The following is a 20,755-nucleotide window of genomic DNA, read 5'->3' on the forward strand; positions in this document are numbered from 1 at the left end:
TATTAACGGTTTTGATTGATGATTTACGGCAGAGTCCATAGAATGAATTAATCTCAAATTAGCGGGTCGCCCATGCTTACTTTAATTCAATCTAATCAGATGGAAGTGTTATCTGAACAACTGGCCAAACTATTGGCTATTCGCTTAGATAACGTCAGTTTATTAGCCTGTGAGCATGTGTTAGTTCAAAGCCCGGGGATGTCGACTTGGCTGCGTTTAGAAATCGCTAAACACAATGGTATCGCCGCCGCATTATCGTTCCCACTTCCCTCAAGCTTTACCTGGCAGTTATGCCATGACTTGCTGCCCGATGTGCCAAAAGATAACGCCTTTACCAAAGCGGCAATGACGTGGAAATTAATGGACTTATTGCCAAGTCTGCTAGATAAGCCAGACTTTAGCCCGCTCAAACAGTACTTATCACCTCAAGTTGATTCCACAAGTGATATTACTGATACAGATATCGATGCGAATACTGGTACTGATATTCATACAGCAAACACCCACGCCATATTGCAGCTCAATCAGTCACATGACGCGATTAAGCTATTTCAATTGTGTGGCCGCATTGCCGATATTTTTGACCAATATTTAGTTTATCGTCCTGAGTGGATTTTAGCGTGGGAGCAAAATCAGCCATTATCGAGCCTAGACAATCGCTTAACGTTAGATGAAAACCAGCAATGGCAACCGATCCTGTGGCGAGCATTAATCGATTATAACCAACACCATTTACACGCCAGTCATTATCATCGCGCCAATTTACATGCCGATTTAATTGCAACCTTGGCCAATCCAGATACTGACTTATCCATGTTGCCGGCTCGATTATACGTGTTTGGTATTTCATCCATGCCACCACAAACCCTCGATGTGCTGTACCATTTAGCCAGTCGCATTGATGTGATTATGCTGTCTCTCAGCCCTTGCCAGCATTATTGGGGCGATATTATTGAGCCGAAAACCCGTGCCCGCATGGCGTTGCAATATGCCAATAAAAAACAACTCGACCAAGACTGGGAAGACAAACTCGAAGTGGGTAACCCTATACTGGCCAATAATGGTCAAATGGGCCGTGAACTACTGGATTTATTACTGTCGTTACCGCCAGAGCACACCGATTTTGGTTACGACTGTTATGTTGAACCTGAGCCGAATAATCTGCTGCACGGGGTACAATACGACATTTTACAAATGGAAACACTCGGTCAACCATTAGGGCCAAATGCCAGTTTGTATCAAGATATTCATGCTCGCCGCACCTTATTGCCAAGTGATGACTCTATTACCTTACGCAGTTGTCACAGTGCCTTGCGTGAAGTTGAAACCTTACATGATCACCTGTTAGAGCTGTTATCAAACAATAGCGACTTAAGCCCTAAAGACATAGTGATCATGATGCCCGATGTTGCGGCCTATGCGCCGTATATTGATGCGGTATTTGGCACCGCCAACAGTCAGTATTTTGCTGACAAAAATCCGCAAAAAGGCGATTATTACATTCCTTACGCCATTGCCGACAGGGGCGCAGCGCAAGAGTCACCGCTGATTAATAGCTTTTTAAGCCTGTTAAATATCAATCAAAGTCGCTTTGGCCTCACTGACATGATTGGTATTTTAGAAGTGCCGGCTATTTTGCGTCGTTTCCAACTCGATGATGACGAATTGTCATTAATCCGCCGCTGGTTAGATGATGCCAATGTCCGTTGGGGCCGCAGTGAACACACTCGAAGCCAACTGGGTGTGCAGCCTTTTACGCAAAACTCATGGGCATTTGGCATTAAGCGTTTAATACTGGGTTACGCCTTTTACGACGATGCCGATATTTATCGCGATACCTTAATGGTGCAAGGCATTGAAGGTCAGTCATCTCAGGCATTAGGTAAGTTGCTCAATTTCTTAGAAACCATCGACACCTATTTCAACTTATTTGCCAATGACTACAGCACCGCAGAGCGCCTTGAACAATTACAACAGCTACTCACCGATTGCTACGACACCACAGATGACGAGCGTGAACAAATCCAAGCCATTCGGGATGCATTAGTCACCCTAGATACCGAGCTTGAAAGCGCCGGCCATCAAGGCCAAGTCGATATTGAAGTCCTAAAACAGTGGTTTAATCAACGCTTAACTGAATCTCGAGTCGGCCAGCGTTACCTTGCTGGTAGCGTGAATTTTTGTACCTTAATGCCAATGCGATCAATCCCCTTCAAAGTGGTGTGCCTGCTGGGCATGAATGACGGCGTCTATCCGCGGATTCAACATCCTGTCGGGTTTGATTTAATGGCGCATTTTGGGCCTAAAAAAGGCGACCGTTCGCGCCGATTAGACGACCGCTACCTATTTTTAGAAGCATTACTGTCTGCTAGAGAACAGCTTTACATCAGTTATATTGGCCACAGTGAGCGCGATAATGCTGAACGTATTGCCTCAATGTTAGTGTCTGAATTGGTCGAATATTGCCAACTCAGCTACCTACCGCAATCCTTACAGCAACAGCTTGAACAGCAAGTAGACATTAATCTTGATGATGCTGATAAATCCGTACTGGCACAGCTTATTCAAGCGCAACCTTTGCAACCATTTGACGCTAAACTATTTCGAGAGACACCACAATCAGCGGACAGTGTCAGTAAACTGCAACACAGTTTTAATGCCCAATGGTGTCCGCCAGCCGCCAATGCGACCATTAACAATCACTTTTTTGAGCAAACATTACCCTTGTCAGCCGAACAGGCAGATGAAGTGTTCGCCCATACTCACATCAATAGCAATGGCATTAAAGTGGTCGAACTCGAATTGTCGGCATTAATCCGTTTTTATCGCAATCCTGCGCAATTCTTTTTCAACCGCAGTTTAAAAGTCGATTTATCACTGGATATTCAAGCCGATGACAATGACGAACCGTTTAGCTTAAATGCACTCGAGCGCTATTTATTGCAATCACGCATGCTCAATAATGCCATTGAACATCAACTCGACAGCCCAGATCTCGAATTACTCAGCAAGCTCAAAACCAGCGGTGAATTGCCAATGGCGCCGTTCGACGACTTGTTAATTAATCAATATTTACGCGATATATCGCCGTTGATTAATCGGGTGCAGTTTTTACAAGATCAACAAACCATGCACACGCTAAATGTGGATCTTAACTTTGATCTACCGATGCAGGATTTACCTACAAGAGCAGATCCAAGCCAATCGTCCACAGTGCGAGTCAATCTTGTCGGCCGTATTGACGATATTTTGCCTAAAGGCTTAGTCAATTACCGCCCCGGCGCTGCCCACGGACGAGATTTTATTCGGGTGTACTTACGCCATTTATGCATCAACGCTATGGCCAATTCGTCCACCGCGGGCATGGGTAAAAATCAATTTAGTTACTTACTCGACATTGGTCATTTTCATGCCTTTGCGCCTATCACCGCCGAACAAGCGCAGGCGCAACTCCTGCGCTTTATCAGTGGTTTCATTCAAGGGCAAACTCAACCCTTGTGCTTTATGCCTAAAACGGCTTTTGCCTATGTTGAAACCGATGGCGACCATGAAGAAAAGTTACTCAAAGCCCAGCAAAAATGGGATGACGGCCAAAACCAATTCGGCGAAGGCCACGATCCACATAACCAGCGATTATTCCATTTCCCAGAAGACTTTAGTGAAGCGACATTTGGCGCATTAGCCAGCCATTTACTGCAACCGATGTTAAGCCTGTATCACAAGGATAAACTGGCAGAATTAGACACCTTTGTCAGTGGCGCCGCAGTCGATATTCAAGCGCAACTCATTGCCAACGCAGCTAAACCAGGAGCGCATTAATGGACGCTATTACCGTGACACCGCTTAATGCCCTCACCTTACCTTTTAATGGTTCCAGCTTAATTGAAGCCAGTGCCGGTACGGGGAAAACCTATACCATTTCGGGTTTATACTTACGCTTATTGTTAGGCCACGGTGGTAAAGCGCCATTAAGTTGTGAGCAAATTTTGGTGGTAACCTTTACCAACGCTGCCACAGAAGAACTCAGAGACCGTATTCGTAAACGGATTAACTTAGCGTTTAAACGCTTTTTAGGCTTAGCCGTCAATGATGAGTTTATTGAACAGCTTTACCAAGACACCTTGGAAGATGAACGTCCTATTGCGTTAAGACGCTTAGACTTAGCGTTAAAGTCGTTAGATGAAGCGGCCATTTTTACCATTCACGCCTTTTGCCAACGCGTGTTGTCAGACATGGCATTTGAGTCGTCACTGCTATTTGAGTCCGAATTCACCCTCGACGACAGTGAGTTTTTACACCATGCGGTGCGCGATTTCTGGCGTGAAGTGTGTTATCCATTACCGCCCTTTTTGGCCCAAGCCATTAGTGATGTGTTTGCTGAACCAGACGTGTTAGCGCAAAAGCTGCGCCCGCTATTAGGTGCAAGCCAAGCTGTGTTGTCAATGCAACCACTGGCCTTTGAAACCCTACAACAGCAGCTAAGCCAAAGCATCAGCCGCTTTACCTTATTGTGGCAAAGCCTGCACGACAGCACTCTTGAATTATTGCAATCGCTACCATTAAACGGTCAACGTTTTGGTAAAGGCGCCGACGGCTACCCTAAACTAAGTCAACTGTTTGATAGTATTAGTAACTGGGTAAAATTTGGCCAAGGATTACCGCCAATAAAAGCGCTGGAGCAATTGGCATTATCCGAGCTTAAACTCAATAAAGGGGGCGTTATTCCCACTGCTGCTGAAGCGCCGTTGCTGGATCATATCGAGCGCTTGCTTGAGTTAATTAGTCAGCTTATTCCGTCATTTTTAGTACGCGCCCGTGAAGGTATTCGTCAACGCTTTGCTGGCCAAAAACAGCAACGCAATTTAATGACACCCGATGACCTATTGCTCAGCTTAGCCATGGCGCTCAGCCAAAACCCGATCACCCTAGCCCATGCTATTGCTAAGCGTTTTCCGGTCGCATTAATTGATGAATTCCAAGACACCGACCCTCTGCAATTCACCATTTTTAATCAGGTATATCAACAGCCGCTAGCATCGCAACTGGACTTAACCACAGCGACCACTGTGCACAGCCCAGCTAATGAAGACAATAGTAATGACAACAAAGCTAACGACGCCAGTAAAGGTCAGCTGAGCTTATTAATGATTGGCGATCCTAAGCAGGCGATTTATGCTTTTCGTGGTGCCGACATTTATACCTATATTGCCGCGCGCCAACAAACACAGGCCCATTATAATCTTGACACCAATTACCGCTCATCGACTCAATTAGTCAATGGCGTTAATCAGCTATTTAGCCAACATCAAGACCCGTTTATTAGCCAAGCGATTCCCTATGATATTGTTAAAACCCCATCATCGGCAGCCAATAAACACCTGAGTGAAGCCACAACTAATCCTGCCGCTCTGCGGATCCGTTTATTAGCCGAAGACGATGTTAATGGCCTCAATAAAACCAGCGCAAGACAACGCTTGGCCGCTGATGCTGCCAGCGAAATAAAGCGCTTACTCACCGAAGCGCAACAAGGGTTATGCCGAGTGAATACCAACCTTGAGCAGGTAGGTAAACCGCTCATTGCCAAAGACATTGCCATATTGGTGCGCGACCGTAACGAAGCCGCCGTGATGAAAGCGGCATTATCAGCACGTAAAATTGGTGCAGTATTTTTAAGCCGAGACAGTGTGTTTAACACCATTGAAGCCCGTGAAATGGCCATTTTATTGTATGCATTAGCCACGCCTAAAGATGAACGCGCTATCCGCGCCGCACTGGCAACTGAGCTTGTCGGGTTTAATGCCCAGCGGATCCATCAATTTAACCAAGATGAAGAACAACGCCAACAGGTATTAGATCAATTCACTCATTGGCATCAGTTGTGGCAACAACGCGGCGTGATGCCTGCGCTGCTTAACTTTGCCAGCGAAACCAAACTGATCCATCGTTATCTGTCGCAATCTGTCACGGCTGACATTAATAGCGCTAATGAACATAATGTTAATGCTCACAGTGGTAGCACTTATAGCAGCAATAGTGACAATAGTGACAATAGCTTTAATGATGCTGATGACGACAACGCAGCAGATCTCAAAGCATCTGGTGAACGACGCTTAACCGACTTTAGGCATTTAGCCGAATTACTGCAGCAAAAGGCCACTGAGCTCGATGGTAGCAGCGCGCTTATCAATTGGTACGAGCAACAACTGATTGGTAACAACGGTGGTGATGAGCAGCAACTGCGCTTAGAAAGTGAACAGAACTTAGTGCAAATTGTCACTATTCATAAAAGTAAGGGCTTAGAATATCCGGTATGTTTTGTGCCGTTTGTCAGCTTAGCCCGTGGCAATAAAAAACGCCCTGCACCTATGATGTACCATAAAAATGAGCAGCTCATTTGGGATATCGACGCCACCGACGAAGGCTGGGAACAACTCAAACAAGAAACCCTCGCTGAAGATTTACGCCTACTGTATGTGGCGTTAACACGGCCGGTTTACGTGTGTTATTTGTATATTGCCAACCAAAGCCGTCAGTTAAAAGCGGGGATCAGCAGCCAATTACCTGAAACAGGTATTGGTTATCTGTTGGGCATTACCGACAAGAAAACTGACTTTGCTCTTATTCAAGCCAAAGTGAATGCAATTGCCATCTTGCCAGCGATGAGTGTGGAATGCTTAGACAACAATATTGACGATTCAGTGCTCGCCGATATCCACGACAATAATGACCCGCTAGCGGCCAAAAAAGTCACGCGAGTACAGAGCCTTGCATGGCGCGTGGGCAGTTATTCTGGCTTAGTAAAACATCTGCCTCATGAGAGAGTCGCGCCCGGTGCCGATGATGAAGACTTCACCGATGAGCTTATCCAATTACAGTTACAAGATGAGCTCACCAGCGAACCTGAACTTGATCGCTTTACCTTTGAACGCGGCGCCAACGCCGGTAGTTTTATGCATTTAGTGTTAGAGCTGTTTGATTTTACCCAAGCAGACACCGAACTGACACCTGCGCTAACGAAAGCCATGAAACAATATGGATTTGACGAAGCCCTGTGGCAACAGCCGTTAATGGACTGGTATCAGCAAATATTGGCAGCGCCCTTGTTTATCGACACATCGTCAGAGAACACATCACTGACATTAAGCCAATTAGGCATCAAGCAAAAAATGGTCGAAATGGAGTTTTATTTGCCTATTTCAACCTTACAAGCATCGCAATTAAATCATATTTTGCAGCAGCACGGTTATGTCGCCGGACTCGACTTTGACACCTTAAAAGGCATGTTAAAAGGCTTTATCGATTTAACCTTTGAGTACCAAGGCCAATTTTATATTGCCGATTATAAGTCCAACCATTTGGGCGATAACTACAGCGACTACACTCGCTCAGCCATGGCTAAAGCCATTGATGCTCATCGTTATAATTTGCAATACATCTTGTATACCTTGGCATTGCATCGTTACTTATCGCTTAGATTACCAAACTACAATTATCAGCAACATATTGGCGGCTGCTATTACCTGTTTTTACGCGGCATGCATCCTGATCATCCTGGCGTTGGGGTATTTTATGACAAACCACCGCAAGCATTAATCGAACAACTCGACCGCTTATTTACAGGTAATACAGACAATCGTGCGCCGGAGACGTCATCATGCTAATACTCACCCATCCAATCACTGAGTTATTGCACCTTTGGCAAGAACAGCGGCTCATTACCGCACTCGATCGTCATTTTGCTTTAGAGCTGGCCAATATTGAAACCATCAATAACGATCCCGCAATAAACGAGCAGCCGCAACTGTTCTTGCTTGTTTGCGCCATGCTCAGTCAGCAATTGTCTAATCAGCACAGTTGTTTAGTCATCGAGCAAATTGATTTAGCCAATCCCATGGCAGAGGAAAACCGCGGCCACGCTGAAATCAATTGTCGGATTGAACTTGACCATCAACAATTGATTGAACAAATCGTTCTATTTGATGCCGTCGGCCAGCCCGGTGACAACAAACCGATGATTTTTGAACATGGGCGCTTATATTTAAATAAATACCACTTCTTTGAAACTCAAGTGGCGGCTAAGTTGACCCAATTAGCCAATCAACAAATTGAAATCGATCTAGCTAACAGTAATCTGCCGCAGCTCATTGAATGCTTATTTACCGCAGAAGACACCAATAGCAGCCAGTTTAATTGGCAAAAAATTGCCACGGCAACAGCGTTGGCCAAAGCATTAGCGGTGATCACTGGCGGCCCAGGAACCGGTAAAACCACCACTGTAACCAAGCTATTATTGTTACTGTTAACCCAGTCGTCGCTAACAATCCGTTTAGTCGCGCCTACAGGTAAAGCGGCAGCAAGGCTAAGTGAATCGATCAAGGCGTCTAAACATCGTTTACTGCAACAGCTAACTCAAGTCAGCGACCCAGCATTGGCGAAAGTATTAACAGATTCGCTAAAACAAATACCAGAAGAAGCCTCAACATTGCATCGACTATTGGGGGTTATCCCAAACTCATATCAATTTAGGCACCATCAGGATAATCCGTTGCGCTTAGATTTACTGGTGGTCGATGAAGCGTCGATGGTCGACTTACCCATGATGTATAAATTACTCAGCGCCCTACCGTCTCATGGCCGCTTAATATTGTTAGGCGACCAAGATCAACTCGCATCCGTAGAAGCTGGCGCAGTGCTCGCGGATATTTGTGTTGGCTTAAAACAAGCTAACCCGCAACAAACATCACCATGGTCAATGCGTTACAGCGCCGCACAGGCAAAGCTCATTGAGCAATTAACCCAACAAGATGTCAGTCAGTTTATTCATCAACAGCCTAAAATTGGTGACAGTTTGTGTATGTTGATGCACAGCCATCGTTTTAAAGGTGATGCAGGTATTGGGTTATTAGCCAATGCGGTTAATCAATCAAATGTGCATGCGATTCTCCAAGTATGGCAGCACAATCATGCCGAATTGAATTGGTTTGAACATCAGCATAATGCCCAGGGAGATAACACAGGTAAACAAGCATTATTGGCATTATCGGTACACGCTTATGGTGACTACCTTAATTTGGTGCAACAGAATCAACAGGCCATTATCGATCAAGCGGATCGGCAAGACAGCGCCATAACACTGCCGCATACTGAACAAACCATCATCGACAGCTTTAACCAATATCGAGTCTTGTGTGCCATGCGGGCAGGTGAATTTGGGGTTGAGGGCATGAACATCGCCATCACCGACAGCCTTAAACACGCCAAACTGATTACTCCTCAAAATGAGTTCTATTTAGGCCGACCGATCATTATTCAAAGTAACGATTACAACTTAGGCTTATTTAATGGCGACATTGGTTTAATCTTGCAAGACAGCACTAAGCCAAGCCGCTTAATGGCCCACTTTGTTATGGCTGATGGCAGCCTGCTTAAAGTATTGCCCGCACGCTTACCCAGCCACGACACTTGCTACGCCATGACAGTCCACAAAAGCCAAGGCAGCGAGTTTGATAAAGTCAGCTTTGTATTGCCACATAAACCCAGCTCCGCCCAATGGCAATTACTCAGCAAAGAACTGCTTTACACCGCCATCACCCGCGCCAAAAACCATTTCTATTGTTTAGGCACGGCAATGATATTTGAAAAAGCCAGCAAACAAGCGACATCACGAGCATCTGGGCTAGCTTGGAGATTGTGGGGCTGATTTTAAGAGAAATAACATGAACGCTATTCCAGGGTAAGCAAATCTGCACTATCACAGATTAGTCGGGACCGAATTTGAACAGCTTTAGCTGACCTAAAGATGAGCGCTATGGGTGACAGCGAATAAAATCTGCCAGTGCACTTATCTGGTTTGTTGCCCATTCGAGCAAGCGGCTCATTCAAGCAACGTATAAACCAACTCATTCCAAGCCCACTCATTAAAGTGGGCTTCTATTATCGTCTTTTGAACAACTTATAGGCAGCTAGAGCGAGTTGAGCTCAACTTATTCACTCAAAAAAGAAGCTAACTCATCAACATGAGATTGAGTTTCATTGATGAGTAGGCCTATTTGAACCGCGGCGTCATTTGACGTTTTCGCAAGATTACGAACTTCGTCCGCAACAACGGCAAATCCACGTCCGGCTTCACCTGCTCTTGCTGCTTCGATGGCTGCATTGAGGGCTAATAGGTTAGTTTGATCGGCGACCGCATTAATGGTCGTTACTGTATTTTGAATTTTACTCAACACTATAGACATAGCACTGTGCGTTTCGGTCACTAACTTATTACGAGAAGAAACATTACTGCCAAAAACAATATACTTAGAAATATTTCCATTCAAATCCGTAATTGAAGAAATAACACAATCTAAAATCACTTCAGTGCCTTGATGAGTCAGTTTCATCATAACTGCTGTCGGTTCGCCTCGTTGGATCATCTGCGTACGAGAATGGTCTAAGTGGTCTTTTAAATTCGCCACTACAGTTTGCATTTGTATATCGTCGTGTAAATTTAACTGCTTTTTAGTATAGTCATTAGCCGAAATAAACTGACCACTTTGATTAAACTCTAACACTGCCGAATGACTGCTTATTGCATCTCTTTGATTAATCTGTTCTAACACAATACGTTTGATTTCACGCACATCAGAGCTCACACCAACAAAACCTGTGTGCTCACCCTTGTCATTAAAAATCGGATTTACTGCCAATACAATCCAATATGGCACTCCATTTTTATCAAAATTCAATATCTCTTCATAGAAGGCTTGTTTTGCTTTGAGTTTTTGAGATATGCGCTTAATCGTTTCTTTGTCGGTTTGTTCTCGTTGCAAAAGTATACCGGGTTTTTTGCCCTTTACTTCTGCAAGGGTCAAGCCTGAAAGTTTTTCAAAACCAGGGTTTACATATTCAACTAAACCATTTTTATCAGTGATCAATACACTAGTGCTAGTGTTACTTACCACCTTTGATAACATTTCAAATTGCTTAATGTGCTGATTTTGCTCTTGATGGGATAATACATAGGCGGTGAACTTTTGATTACCAGAATTTATTTGATGGCGCGCCACATGAACATCGACCTTATCTTGCTCAGATAAACAAAGTAGGCGTTCTTTATTGTTAAGCCCATTTTTTAACGTTCTCTGTAAATTGATATCTGCTTGATTTAAATAAATAGAGTCAGTATTTACGGGATCCAAATTAGCTGTTACTAACTTTTCATTGTTATCAAATACAACATAGGCCTTGCCACTGAAAGCTAATAACTCTTGCCACACACTTTCAGTTAATAACGGTGTTGATACAGCATCAAACGTATAAAGTGAGCAAGACTCTAAGTTTTTATAGGTCAGTTGGATAACTTGCTGACTAAGGAGTAGGTTTTCATCACAGCGAATAGTTTTGCTGCTACTGTCATAACGAGTAAGCAATAAAGTAAAGGTTTGATTATGATCAGCTTGTTTTAAGCGCTTGCTTAATTGATTAAAAGCATCATTAACGACAATAATATTTTGCTGAGCATCGACCACAACAGCAGCTGACTGATGCGTGGTAACTAGCTGCAATGCCAGCGCTTTCCGACTAATTTTCGAACTAAACCACATAATAGATCTCTAATAAAAAAAGTAACAACGTCAATACGTTAGTCGAGCGTTAATCGATCACTATTTAGGGTCTCAGTAATTGGGGGGCATCGCAACAACTGGTTTAGTCTTTAAATCATTACATTGAATATATAACGGGTAAAAAATATTGCTCTTATTTGAGAAAAGTAACTAAGCCAGCGATTTTTATGATGATTGCGCAAACACTCTTAACTGCAGTTGCCATTCACTAAAGGATAATAAAAATAGCGCCGAATAAAGCAAATATGTACTTACCTCCTATACTGTTATTTAAGACACACCATAGTGTGCCAGTAACCTTAGTTTTTATAAAAAACTGTAGCTTGAAAAAAGCGAGGAGGAAGCATGATTAATCACGTTTGGGGACTTGTACATCATCCTGATAAAGAATGGCGCAACATAAGTAATGAGCATGAAACGGTCAGTCATTTGTACACCAGTCATGTACTGTGGTTGGCGGCGATCCCCGTGGTCAGTACTTTTATTGGTACGACACAGTTTGGCTGGACTTTTGGTGGTGAAGACACAATCAAGGTCTCAATGGAGAGCGGTTTAAGCCTAGGAATTTTATTTTATGTGTTAATTTTAACGGCAGTGACAATAGTCGGTAGTTTGATCCATGGGTTGGCGCGTAAATACCCTAATTGCCCAAGCAGAAATGAATGTATTGTCTTTGCCGGTTATATTGCCACACCGATGTTTTTAAGTGGCCTGTTTGCTATATACCCTATGATTTGGTTATGTACACTCGCCTGCATTATGGGCATTTGTTATACAGGCTATTTACTCTATCGTGGTACACCAAGCTTTTTAGGCATAAGTAATCAACAGGGCTTTATTATATCAAGCACAACGCTAGCCATTGGTGTATTAGTACTAGAGGTTTTACTAGCCGCCGTTGTATTGCTGTGGAGTCTTGGTGCAGACAATACCATTATCTGGAACCTATTCAGATAGACCATATGTTGTGAGTACATCGACGGAAAACGCCTTAATAATTTGGCCAAAGATACATGAGCTGTTAAGCATCAAGTCATCAGGAGATGCATTATCTTCTGATGACTCCCACAAGACATGAACAGCTTTTTATTGAGCTTAAGCAAACAAGATAACTGTAGCGCAATGCTGGATGCTAGGAATACTAAAAAACCACAACCTATTTAGGTAAAACCACCATCTTACTCATGCGGTCGCACAGCTTAAAAACAGGTACTAAAGGCTCATTAAATCCGCGAGATTATCATTCCACAAAAAACACATCTTACTTTGTGCTAAGTCCATTGAGTATTTGCTGAATGAAAATCAACCATAAAAACTATTTTATAATGAAAAAATATCGTCACACAATAAATACGCTGACGTTATCTGCCGGCTTCGGGGATGTAAATCTGTAACCTGGTGTTCTAACACGGCTAAAATGATAGCTAACAAGACTCACCCTATCAGTACGATGAGTTGGGCGTACTCTCAGGATTAACCTCACCATAAACCTCTTCAGGATCGACATCATTAATCAATAATATTTCCCTGACTGTTTCAATGTGATCTAAAATCTTTTGGTAATCATCACCATACTCATATTTAGTCACTTCAATTGATTTTGGCATGTAAGTAAACGCGATTTTCAATGCGTTTAGCGCCGATTCACTTATTTTGTCACTCATATAAGGTCCTTATCTGATAGTTTGAATTGATAACATCTAACTCAGCATTCTGCCACTAGGTAGCGTTGAAATTGATTATGTCAACAAGCGCACAAGCGAGACCAGAATTCAACTGTGCCTCTTTTACAGGTAAACAACTTAACCTCTTTGAACTCAGATTACGATAGTTATTTATGATCACTTACTTATAGAATATTTAATTTAATCATAGTATTGGATGTTAATTGCATTCAGGGTAATTCAAGTACAGACAAGGTAGCAAGTTTATTTATCTGCAAAATTACAAGACAGTATCAATTACTCAATAACTATAAAAATTAATAGCTTAATAGATATAATTAAAACTGAAACCCACTTGTAAACAAATTGTAACCCAGGTGTTACTTTATGTTCATTATAAACCTCTATGTTATGGCTAGGTCCTTAAATAACTTAACTACAACATAGGGTAATATGAATATGCTCAAACAAGGCTTATCAGTGGTTATCGCTAGTATATTGTCTTCGGCAACATACGCTGGTTCTGCAACCGCAGCGACAACGACTGACACACAACTCAATAATGCTTGGTATAAAGACGGCCAAGCAACCATCACCGAAAAATTACAACAATCAAGATCAACAAGAGCAAAAAATGTCATCTTGTTTGTTGGCGATGGTATGGGTATTTCTACACTTACCGCTGCTCGGATTTTAAAAGGACAATTAGCTGGTAATTCTGGTGAAGAAGGTTACTTAAGCTTTGAAACATTTCCTTATTCAGCTCTAGTTAAAACATACAATGTAGATGCACAAACACCAGATTCAGCTGGCACCATGACAGCCATGATGAGCGGCTTAAAATCAGACGCTGGTGTTTTGGGTGTTGACGAAGACGTCGTTCGTGGAAGTTGTGCTTCCGTTAAAGGCAACGAAGTTGTAACGGCTCTAGAGTTAGCCGAAATAAAAGGCTTGTCGACGGGTGTGATATCAACCGCACGTATTACCCACGCAACGCCAGCCGCCACATATGCAAAATCAGCAGACCGTGACTGGGAAGATATCTCAGATATGGATATTGATAATAATGCTGAACGTGCAAATTGCGAAGATATCGCATCTCAACTGGTTAACTTTGAAAAAAATCTAGAACAACGTTATACCGGAGTTGATGTAAATGGTATCGATGTTGTTATGGGTGGCGGACGTCGACATTTTCTCCCTAAAGACGCCGCATTTAATAGTGTTGATGCCGTTAGCGCTATTGAAGGCGATCGAACCGATGGACGTGATTTGACCGCAGAATGGAGCGCTATGTATCCAAATGGTAAATACGTTATCGACCAAGCTGGATTTGATGCCATTGATACAGAAACGACTGAACGTGTTTTTGCTTTATTCAATGAATCTCATATGCAATACGAAGCTGACCGAGGCAATGATATTGCCGGCGAACCAAGCCTTTCTCAAATGACCGACAAAGCCATTAAAGTATTGGATAACAACCCAAAAGGTTACTTTTTAATGGTTGAGTCTGGACGAATTGACCATGGACATCATGCTGGTAGTGCAAGCACAGCCCTTAATGACGCTATTGAGTTTTCAAATGCCGTTCAAGCGGCATTAGATGCAACAAATGATGAAGAAACGCTCATTATTGTCACCGCCGATCACAGCCATGTGTTTACGATTGCTGGCTATCCTAAACGTGGTAATCCTATTTTGGGTAAAGTTGTTGGTATTGGTGCTTCTGAGCCTAGTGAAGATTCAGAAGGCAATCCTTACACCACATTAGGTTATAGCAATGGACTGGGTTTCAGAAACTTAGGCGCTGAAACAGATGGCGACGCATCATATGCGGCTGAAGCTGTTGCTGGGCGTCAAGACATTGCCGCAATCGATACAACAACCCCAGGTTATCACCAAGAAGTGACTGTTCCATTAGATAGCGAAACTCACGCGGGGGAAGATGTTGCTATTCATACATCAGGCCCAGGTGCGCATTTAGTTCAAGGTATTGTTGAACAAAGTGTCGTATTCCATTTAATCAATCGTGCTCTTGGTTTAGTTGGTCAATAGACCCTATAAGGTTTTTATGATGAATAAATTTATATTATCAACAATAACAGTTTCTTTGGTTTTTGCATTATCAGCTTGCGGCGACAACGGTGACAATGGCACAGATGGAAGCAACGGCATCAATGGTTCAAATGGATCAAACGGAACGAATGGTACTAACGGAAACAACGCGTTAATCACACAAACTCCCTTGCCGGTAGGTAATGAAAATTGTCTCAATGGTGGTGTGCAAATCGACTCGGGTATCGATACCAATGCTGATACCGTTTTAGATGCGTCTGAAATAACATCAACTCAATATGTATGTTCGCCTGCCGCTACCTCAGTAAATGATAGCGAACTGCTGAGCAGTTTAAATAACTCATGGTTTAAACAAGGTGCTGCCGAAATAGAAACAGCAGACGATGTTTGGAAAAAAATAGATAGCCAATTAGTAAATAATGCCAACGTATCGATTGCAACAGCATCTACCGCGGCTGAAATAACAGCACTTAAAGGCTCAGCTAAGAACGTGATTTTATTTGTTGGTGACGGTATGGGTATTTCAACTGTAACCGCTGCGCGTATTTTAGATGGTCAAAATAAAGGCATGATGGGTGAAGAAAACCAATTAAGCTTTGATAAGTTCCCATTTTCTGGTTTAGCAAAAACCTACAACGTTGATGCACAAACACCAGATTCTGCAGGAACAATGACAGCGATGATGTCGGGCATTAAAACGGATGCTGGCGTGTTAGGTGTTGACGAAAATGTGGTTCGAGGCAATTGTGCTAGCACTAAAGGCATTGAGATGATCACGGCCTTAGAATTAGCTGAGATTGCAGGTAAATCAACGGGGGTTATTTCTACCGCACGTATTACCCACGCGACACCTGCTGCGACTTATGCAAAGTCAGCAGATCGTGACTGGGAAGATATCTCTGATATGGATATTGCCAACAATCCTGAACGCGCTAATTGTGAAGATATTGCATTACAGTTAGTCAATTTTGAAGCCAACTTAGAAGCTCGATATACCGGTGTAGATGTTGATGGTATTGAAGTTGTTATGGGTGGTGGTCGTCGTCATTTTTTACCTAAAGATGCAGCATACAATAGTAATGACGCAGTCAGTACGATTGAAGGTGACCGTACTGATGGCCGTGACTTAACCGCCGAATGGCAAGCTAAGTATGCAACAAGTGCTTATGTATATGACCAGACTTCATTTAATGCTATCGACACTGAAACAACACCACACGTATTTGGTTTATTTAACGAATCACACATGCAATACGAAGCTGATCGTAAGAATGATATTGCTGGTGAACCTAGCTTGTCAGAAATGACAGCCACTGCCATTAAGGTGCTTGATAATAACAACAAAGGTTTCTTCTTAATGGTTGAATCTGGTCGAATTGACCATGCTCACCATGCCGGAAATGCTTACAACGCGCTAAATGACGCGATTGAGTTTGCTAAGGCTGTACAAGTAGCGGTTGATGCAACTAGCCAAGAAGACACCTTAATTATTGTTACAGCAGATCACAGCCATGTATTTACCATTGCAGGCTACCCTAAACGTGGTAACCCAATCTTAGGTAAAGTGGTTGGTATTGGTGAGACTGAGCCAAGTTTAGCCTCAGACGACATGCCTTATACAACGTTAGGTTATGCCAACGGCCTTGGTTTTAGAAATTTAGGCGCACAAACCGATGCTGATGCAAGCTATGCAGCTGCAGCAGTAACAGGCCGCGTTGACTTAACCGATGTTGATACATCAACTGCTGGGTTCCACCAAGAGTCGTTAGTACCACTCGATAGTGAAACGCATGCGGGTGAAGACGTTGGTGTTTTTGCTGTTGGACCTGGTGCCCAATTAATAACAGGAACTAATGAGCAAAGCTTAATATTTCACGTAATGGATTACGCAGGCAACCTTTCAGGTACAGCCCAGTAAAGAAGTAAAACGTTATCAATAAAGAATAGGGGCTTGCCCCTATTCTTTAACGTTTAGCTTCCACCTTGATACTTAATCAGCCAAAAAGATGAAACACATGAAAACTCTATTATTAATAACCGCTATCACTTTGCCGTTATTTGCTTCAGCAAGTGAAGACTGCCAATCAACTACCCTTATGGCGACTTATAATATTGAACAAACAACTCACGATGCAGCATCAAACAAACAAAACCAACTGGTATTATTAAGAACCCAAAATTCGGTATTTCACATCAGCAATCAACAAGTAGCAACACAATGGACCACACTGCCAAATAATCACATGAAAAAAACCTCATATTTTATGGATGATAAACGTGCAATTGAATACGAAGCGACCAAAACGAAATCTAATCAAGCATGGCAATATCATGCACAATTACTGAATCCGTTATTTAAAAACCAGTCAACACTCATTGAAACTACTGGACAAGGTTGCAACAAAATTGAGCATTATCAACAACAAACAAATACAAAAACAGTTGATATATGGTGGTTTCCAGCAAAAAAATTAGTACAACGCATTAGTACTGTATTGTCAGATAAAAGTGAATCTGCAGATAAAGCCATAAATTGGCAATTAAGCGAAATAACTTATGACAACAACATTATTCAACAACAGTTAGATACATTATCTGCGTACCAATCGACCGACTTTGCTGATATTGGCGATAGTGAATATGACCCATTTTTTAGAAAAATGATCAACTTAGGTTTTATTGAGCACAGCGCATCAGGATTTTATGACAGCGAAGGTAATTCATTATCGTCAGCACATCAGCATTAACATTGGCATGAGCCATAGTACATATGGGTTTATGTGATCAAAGCCGTGACAGTTATTTTCGCTCTTCGCGCCCCGGTATCAACTAAGCTGAACATTAATCAGGTGATTTGTCTCGCTATCACAGGGAAGTGAAGCGTTACTCCCGTAAGACGGGTCATTAAACATAATGCCGTGACAAACTAGACTGATTGAAGGCTTCTCGCTCAATATTGACAACACCTACTAGGCGTCGCGCTGGGTTAATGAAAATACGGCACATGCGACAATAAACTCAGCAGCGATGACACTTGCCAATGCGGTAGCGGCATTATTGTTGCGAGCATGCATCAACCGCTAAAGTGGTTGCCTTATCATCCTCAACCGCCAAGGGCTCTTGAGTGAGTTTGGCGAGTATCCCAATCTCATGATTATTTGCGCTAAGATAACGTCAACGCCGCAAAATTACGGTATCCTTAGTCCAAATGTTCAACTGCAGCCCTTAAATGCCCACCAATATCATTACCATGTTCCCTGAGTCGTCCGATAAATCATCGACTCCCGCATCGATAAGCGCTGTAGAGCAACCAGCAGCTGTGACCTGTTCAAATTGCCAGGCCTGTTGTTGCCGCTTAGAAGTAATGTTAATCACCGAAACCGGTGTTCCTAAAGTGTATATAGCAAAAGATAATTGGGGCGGAGAAGTAATGCGCCGTCTTGATGATGGTTGGTGTGCCGCGCTAGATCGAGACACTATGATGTGTTCAATTTACGAAGTTCGGCCACTGATTTGCCGTGAATTTGAAATGGCCGAATACGAATGTGTCTCTGAACGCGAAGCTTTCGGAATATAAGCCCTAAGACGTTGATGTTAACTGTAATGCCATTGCAGTTAACATCAACAAACTGCTCAATGAAATTAAGCCGTCCCAAAAGCTACAATGGTTTAGTTTGGTGACTGATAAAATACATCTGGTAACTTCCAGCTAATAACTTGCTGTTGCCCCTGCCAATTTTCAATGGTTAACCACGCCTTGTGTTCTGCTGTTAATACTTCTGGCGCAATAGCATGAACTTCTTGTCCATGCTGACTTCCATGCAAGATACCTGCATCGCCCATTTGCAGTGTTTCTAATGGTAAGGGCTCTGTGCCAATATTTAAATATGCTTGACGGATCTGGTTTACCTGCCCCTTACTAAACAATAATAAAAAATCTTTAGTGTAGGTACCATCGTGAAGATATGGCGGATCAAGATTATACGGCATAGGTGTTATTTCAAAAGCTCCGACCGCTTGGGTTTCCCATGCCTCAGGGAATTGCGGGAATAAAGACTGATATAGAAAATAACCGACTAGCACTAGCATTAAGCCATTTATTTTATACTTGTAACGATTCCATATGGTGTTTTTAATGCGGGCCATTAGTTACCTTCCTGCTCAACTAGCGATGAGTTATGCATTGTCAACGAATCGTCGAGTTCGGTTCTGGCAGCTTTTACGGTTCGACTTCCCCACATTAAAAATCCTGTGATAGACATACCCGTTAGAAATACGCCAAAAATAAACCAAATCACTTTGGTCCACAGACCGCCGATTGTGCCGTAATGCAGGGGATTAGCGATATGTGATAGCGTTTGTAACGTCGTCATTGCCGCTGGCGATCTTTCACTTTCAATGTTGCCGCTCCAAGGATTAACCGTCACACCATAAGCGTATTGATCATAGAAAATATGATCTCCTTGACCATACACTTTGTAAGTATCTCGATTGTGCTCAGGAAGCATAATGTAAGTACTTTTAAAATCCGCGAAGGTTTGCTCTGCGAGATGAAGTGCATTGGCCAAAGTATATGGCCTAATTGGCGCACCATTGGTTGTCGTTATAAGCTGACTGACCTCCACTAAAGGAGGATGTTCTTCAATCTCGATATGATTGTGCCACATAATCGCCTGTGCTAAATACCATAACCCCGTAATGCTCATTAACATTAAAAACCACATTGACCACACGCCAGACAATCGATGGAGATCTGCAAGCAGTGTTTTTTTACCTTGGTTTATTCGTAATTTAGGTTGAGTAAAAGCGCGCCAGAACTTTTTATAAATCACCAGTCCTGATACCAGCGCACCTAACATCACAATGGCCATGAAACAGACAATGTAATAGCCAACACTGTAATTACTGTGCCAAGGAAACAGCAACCAGCCATGTAAGGAACGCATAAAATTAGTGAAGGTCATACCAAGGTTGATTGCTTGTATTTGGCCTGTGTATTGATTGACGTAAGCGATAGCAAAAGGCACATCGCTATCACTAAAGATGACTGCATTAACCAGATAAGACTCAAAGCTCATCACTGTGGTGATGTTTGCTGTTGGGTGCGCTTGTTGCACAATGTCAACGAGTTCTGACATCGGCTTTTCAGTCAAATTTTGCGGATTAGTTGCGCGAGCGTCAGGATTGGTCAGCCAGGTTAACTCATGACTTATCACTGAAATGGTCCCGGTAAGGCACACAAAACAAAATATTATCCATACGGGTAATGAAAACCAGCCATGAAGCTTAAACCAAAATCGATTACTACGTTTTGCCATCTGTTTTCCAAATTTGTTCGCTGTCGTTATATACATGAATATCCCGCACATGCTAATACGATTGATAACCAATCTCAATAAATAT

12 protein-coding genes are annotated in these 20,755 nt (G+C 42.7%); 8 read left to right on the top strand and 4 right to left on the bottom strand.

Translation table 11 applies throughout. The annotated features are described in order from the left end of the window. The first annotated feature begins 72 nt into the window (after window positions 1-72). Genes recC through recD form a run of 3 tightly spaced genes read left to right on the top strand, consistent with a single transcriptional unit; the run spans window position 73 to window position 9,700 of the window. Entirely contained in the window at window positions 73-3,819 is a 3,747-nt protein-coding gene (gene recC, locus GW828_RS10285; RefSeq protein ID WP_273057450.1) for an exodeoxyribonuclease V subunit gamma, read from the top strand. Continuing rightward, window positions 3,819-7,661, top strand: coding sequence for a UvrD-helicase domain-containing protein (locus GW828_RS10290; protein ID WP_273057452.1), 3,843 nt, complete (start codon window positions 3,819-3,821; stop codon window positions 7,659-7,661). The genes recC and GW828_RS10290 overlap by 1 nt, the downstream gene beginning before the upstream one ends. Continuing rightward, window positions 7,655-9,700: an exodeoxyribonuclease V subunit alpha gene (recD, locus tag GW828_RS10295; RefSeq protein ID WP_273057454.1), complete on the top strand. Its 2,046-nt coding sequence runs from the start codon at window positions 7,655-7,657 to the stop codon at window positions 9,698-9,700. Before GW828_RS10290 ends, recD begins: the two co-directional genes overlap by 7 nt. Window positions 9,701-9,983: 283 nt before the next feature. Here recD and GW828_RS19280 read toward each other — a convergent pair whose 3' ends face one another. Beyond that, window positions 9,984-11,588, bottom strand: a complete 1,605-nt coding sequence (locus GW828_RS19280) for a methyl-accepting chemotaxis protein (RefSeq protein WP_420542434.1) — start codon at window positions 11,586-11,588, stop codon at window positions 9,984-9,986. Between the two features lie 366 nt (window positions 11,589-11,954). Here GW828_RS19280 and GW828_RS10310 point away from each other — a divergent pair, with 366 nt between their 5' ends. Next, window positions 11,955-12,566, top strand: coding sequence for a Yip1 family protein (locus GW828_RS10310; RefSeq protein WP_124016455.1), 612 nt, complete (start codon window positions 11,955-11,957; stop codon window positions 12,564-12,566). Between the two features lie 485 nt (window positions 12,567-13,051). On the opposite strand, the gene GW828_RS10315 is transcribed toward GW828_RS10310, so the two are convergent. Next, a complete protein-coding gene (locus tag GW828_RS10315; RefSeq protein ID WP_182697004.1) occupies window positions 13,052-13,273 on the bottom strand; it encodes a penicillin-binding protein in 222 nt (73 codons plus the stop codon). Window positions 13,274-13,726: 453 nt separating this feature from the next. Here GW828_RS10315 and GW828_RS10320 point away from each other — a divergent pair, with 453 nt between their 5' ends. From GW828_RS10320 to GW828_RS10335, 4 genes are all read left to right on the top strand, one after another. Continuing rightward, window positions 13,727-15,331, top strand: a complete 1,605-nt coding sequence (locus tag GW828_RS10320; protein WP_273057456.1) for an alkaline phosphatase — start codon at window positions 13,727-13,729, stop codon at window positions 15,329-15,331. Window positions 15,332-15,350: 19 nt separating this feature from the next. Beyond that, complete coding sequence (locus GW828_RS10325) at window positions 15,351-17,270, top strand: alkaline phosphatase family protein (protein WP_404717399.1); 1,920 nt, start codon at window positions 15,351-15,353, stop codon at window positions 17,268-17,270. A gap of 97 nt (window positions 17,271-17,367) precedes the next feature. Continuing rightward, complete coding sequence (locus tag GW828_RS10330) at window positions 17,368-18,099, top strand: hypothetical protein (RefSeq protein WP_273057458.1); 732 nt, start codon at window positions 17,368-17,370, stop codon at window positions 18,097-18,099. A gap of 503 nt (window positions 18,100-18,602) precedes the next feature. After that, complete coding sequence (locus tag GW828_RS10335; protein WP_049763595.1) at window positions 18,603-18,929, top strand: YkgJ family cysteine cluster protein; 327 nt, start codon at window positions 18,603-18,605, stop codon at window positions 18,927-18,929. Between the two features lie 92 nt (window positions 18,930-19,021). Here the strand turns inward: GW828_RS10335 and GW828_RS10340 are convergent, their stop codons facing one another. Both GW828_RS10340 and GW828_RS10345 read right to left on the bottom strand, forming a co-directional pair. Then, on the bottom strand, window positions 19,022-19,498 hold the full coding sequence (locus tag GW828_RS10340) for a hypothetical protein (protein ID WP_273057462.1): 477 nt from the start codon (window positions 19,496-19,498) through the stop codon (window positions 19,022-19,024). Then, window positions 19,498-20,670 carry a PepSY-associated TM helix domain-containing protein gene (locus GW828_RS10345; protein ID WP_273057464.1) on the bottom strand — a complete coding sequence of 391 codons (1,173 nt, stop codon included), beginning with the start codon at window positions 20,668-20,670 and terminating at the stop codon, window positions 19,498-19,500. The genes GW828_RS10340 and GW828_RS10345 overlap by 1 nt, the downstream gene beginning before the upstream one ends. Between the last annotated feature and the right edge of the window lie 85 nt (window positions 20,671-20,755).

Origin of the sequence: Shewanella vesiculosa, from assembly GCF_009994065.1 — a bacterium.
In the GTDB taxonomy this organism is placed as follows: Bacteria; Pseudomonadota; Gammaproteobacteria; order Enterobacterales; family Shewanellaceae; genus Shewanella; species Shewanella vesiculosa.

What these genes read in the sequence shown, in the direction of transcription:
- GW828_RS10320 (WP_273057456.1), top strand. Translation starts at nt 13,727, where the DNA reads ATGAATATGCTCAAACAAGGCTTATCAGTGGTTATCGCTAGTATATTG.
- recC (WP_273057450.1), top strand. Translation starts at nt 73, where the DNA reads ATGCTTACTTTAATTCAATCTAATCAGATGGAAGTGTTATCTGAACAA.
- GW828_RS10290 (WP_273057452.1), top strand. Translation starts at nt 3,819, where the DNA reads ATGGACGCTATTACCGTGACACCGCTTAATGCCCTCACCTTACCTTTT.
- GW828_RS10345 (WP_273057464.1), bottom strand. Translation starts at nt 20,670, where the DNA reads ATGGCAAAACGTAGTAATCGATTTTGGTTTAAGCTTCATGGCTGGTTT.
- GW828_RS10340 (WP_273057462.1), bottom strand. Translation starts at nt 19,498, where the DNA reads ATGGCCCGCATTAAAAACACCATATGGAATCGTTACAAGTATAAAATA.
- GW828_RS10330 (WP_273057458.1), top strand. Translation starts at nt 17,368, where the DNA reads ATGAAAACTCTATTATTAATAACCGCTATCACTTTGCCGTTATTTGCT.
- recD (WP_273057454.1), top strand. Translation starts at nt 7,655, where the DNA reads ATGCTAATACTCACCCATCCAATCACTGAGTTATTGCACCTTTGGCAA.
- GW828_RS10335 (WP_049763595.1), top strand. Translation starts at nt 18,603, where the DNA reads ATGTTCCCTGAGTCGTCCGATAAATCATCGACTCCCGCATCGATAAGC.
- GW828_RS10325 (WP_404717399.1), top strand. Translation starts at nt 15,351, where the DNA reads ATGAATAAATTTATATTATCAACAATAACAGTTTCTTTGGTTTTTGCA.
- GW828_RS19280 (WP_420542434.1), bottom strand. Translation starts at nt 11,588, where the DNA reads ATGTGGTTTAGTTCGAAAATTAGTCGGAAAGCGCTGGCATTGCAGCTA.
- GW828_RS10315 (WP_182697004.1), bottom strand. Translation starts at nt 13,273, where the DNA reads ATGAGTGACAAAATAAGTGAATCGGCGCTAAACGCATTGAAAATCGCG.
- GW828_RS10310 (WP_124016455.1), top strand. Translation starts at nt 11,955, where the DNA reads ATGATTAATCACGTTTGGGGACTTGTACATCATCCTGATAAAGAATGG.